This window comes from Streptococcus sp. GMD6S (assembly GCF_000297015.1).
Genome location: NZ_AJRH01000104.1, coordinates 1 through 2,595 on the forward strand (window position 1 = coordinate 1; position 2,595 = coordinate 2,595).

Sequence of the window (2,595 nt, forward strand, 5' to 3'; positions counted from 1 at the left end):
ATATTCCCTTACCTATCTCCCAAATTATTGAAGTAGATATTGAACCAACTACAGAACCAAGAACAGGTATTGGAATCATGATCTGACCAATACAAGCACCAATTGTAGCAAAGGAAGCATCTATTACATTTAATGTCAACAGATTCATAAGTTCATCTTGAGTTATTTCGGAAGATCTGAATCTCAAAACAACATCTATCATCCCATAAGTAGCCATTACTAAAGCACTGGCATTTGGAGCACTAATACCCAAAATATTTGTTAATCCGTAAATTGAATATCCTGATATTGCTCCACTTGCAACTCCTTTTAATGAATTCAATCCACAATCTAACCAATCGGATTGTTCGAATTCAAAGATACTTTTTCCTTCTATGTATTTTCCATACACAGTCGACATTAATGCTAAACCACCTTGTAAAAAAGCTGCGTTTCTTGCAACCTTGTTAGCTTCTTTTAAATTTGGTAATGCATGTTTTTGGGTCACTAATCTTTTTTTATTTAATTCTTGTTGTTTTAGTCTGACTGTTTTACGAATATTCTTCTCTTCAGAATCTATAAGAGAATGAATTGAATTTTTTTGAGCGTCTTTGTAATCTAGAGCAGAGGATTTCATCCAATATTTGTATGAAGTAAGTCCCTTGCTTTCAGTGATATCATTAATCATTTGGCGTATATCCGTAATTTGTTTAATGGATAATCTCTTGCCATTCAATTCAACTTCTTTTGCTCCAGCCATTATTTTTTCAAATACTTGAACGTGATCTTTTGGAAACATCATTTTCATTTTTGAACTGTAATGAAACGATTGAGCTAGTTCATCACGTAAATTACCATAAAACTTCATTTGAATGGTATTTCTACCAATTAATAAATCGGCTGGTCCATTATCATTCAATACTTCGACAATAGGATTTAACCCTTCAATGGCTCTCCTCGCATTTACAATCCCTGCTTCTGCAAATTCAGCGATAAAGCCATGACCACCATAATCTCCTCCACGCTTCTTTAAAATAACGTCTTCAATATTGTCTCTCGTATAGTTTAAAATCTTTGAGGCATTGTCCTTGTTTAAGATGACTCTGCGTGCTTCATCCTCTATGATTTTCATAGCATTATGTAAATCTTGAATTCTCAAGTTATTTAAACAATTGACATATGCACCAATACCTTGGTTAAAAGCTTGATTAAAAATCTGGTTACTCATTTATTCTAATTTCCTTATTTACCATAGCAGTCAATGATAGAGTTGAATTCACTAAAGCACCTGCTTGATATTTTTCGTCATCAGTAAATAAGCTATAGTCCATTCCAGTTAAAGATAAATTGGCTAAATAAATTCCTTCTGTTTGTTTTTCAGTTAGTTCTATTAATTCCGTAACTTCTATTACTTTTTCTTTAAGTTGTCTAGCCAACAATTCTACCTTTTTCTGTTCCTCTATAGCCTCTTTTGCAACTTCTTCATTTTTCCTATTAGCTACTACACCCGCCCCAACAGAAGCGGTCAACATAGCGCCTGCAATTCCCCAACCGACAGGACCAGCCAATGCCAAAAATGCGTTACCGGCTGCCACTCCACCGCCACCAGCTGCTACACTTCCACCACCTAACCAAGCCAGAGCGGCGCTATTTGCTGCAGCACCTGTCAAACTTGAAATTGCAGTACCTGTTGATGCAACACCAAATGTAGTTGCAACACCCATAGCGGCAGTAGGCCCTAAAGTTGCAACTGTTACTCCTAATGCGCTAAGTGAAGCCGTAGCCGCTGTGCTACCACTTGCTAATTCAGCTTCCTTAATTGACTGTGAAATAGCAATTTGCTTATCTTCAAAATTCTGAATTTCAACATCAATTGCTTCTAATTTTGTTTCAAACTCTTTTGGTTTATTTGCTAGTTTGTTAATTCTTTCTTCAACAATTTTTACAACTTTGATAGCTTTGTCCCTAACTTGATAAAGCTCTATTGATTTATTAGCCAAGCTATCCGCTTCCTCATTATAACAACTAATAGCTTCATTATATCCATCAACAGCTTCTTGTCTTAGTTTAGAATTAAAAAGGTCTACCGATTCAATTTGTTCTTTTGTATTATTCGCTATTTTCCCAGCTTCGTTAAATGTTTCAGAAGTCACATTTGTTATCTGATGTGCTACATCTCCGGCAACTCCAACAGCTTTCACTGAGACATCTGAGACAACATTACCAACTTGGCTTGATACTTCACCTATAGTTTTTACAGATTCAGTAATAACTTCTCCAGTAAATTTACTCGCTTCATTTAAAGCTTCGCTAGTAGCAGAACCGACATCATTCAGTACTTTACCAGCTTCCTTTGCAATGTTGTCTGCAAATTTAAAAAAATCCATAATAATACCCCTATTAATTTACTTAGATTCATTATCTTATTTATTACTATAAATGTCAATAATAATATATTTTTCTTTTAAATGCTTTCTTTGACTTGCATATCATTTTTGTGTACAATAGTCCTATGAAAATTTTAGTCACATCGGGCGGTACCAGTGAAGCTATTGATAGTGTCCGCTCTATTACTAACCATTCTACAGGTCGCTTGGGGAAAATCATCACAGAAAC

General features: G+C 35.1%; 3 protein-coding genes. 1 reads left to right on the forward strand and 2 read right to left on the reverse strand.

From position 1 onward, the window contains the following. Together GMD6S_RS08760 and GMD6S_RS08765 are read right to left on the reverse strand one after the other, a co-directional pair. The coding region (locus GMD6S_RS08760; protein ID WP_000070714.1) for a hypothetical protein at nucleotides 1–1,207 on the reverse strand (1,207 nt) is incomplete at its 3' end. Further along, nucleotides 1,200–2,366 (reverse strand): hypothetical protein, encoded by a 1,167-nt coding sequence (locus GMD6S_RS08765; protein WP_000345295.1) that lies wholly within the window; start codon nucleotides 2,364–2,366, stop codon nucleotides 1,200–1,202. The genes GMD6S_RS08760 and GMD6S_RS08765, both read right to left, overlap by 8 nt. Before the next feature lie 125 nt (nucleotides 2,367–2,491). On the opposite strand from GMD6S_RS08765, the gene GMD6S_RS12345 reads away from it, so the two are divergent. Beyond that, the coding region (locus GMD6S_RS12345) for a phosphopantothenoylcysteine decarboxylase domain-containing protein (RefSeq protein WP_008294064.1) at nucleotides 2,492–2,595 on the forward strand (104 nt) is incomplete at its 3' end.

Coding starts and splice junctions, on each gene's coding strand:
- GMD6S_RS08765 (WP_000345295.1), bottom strand. CDS start 2,366: ATGGATTTTTTTAAATTTGCAGACAACATTGCAAAGGAAGCTGGTAAA.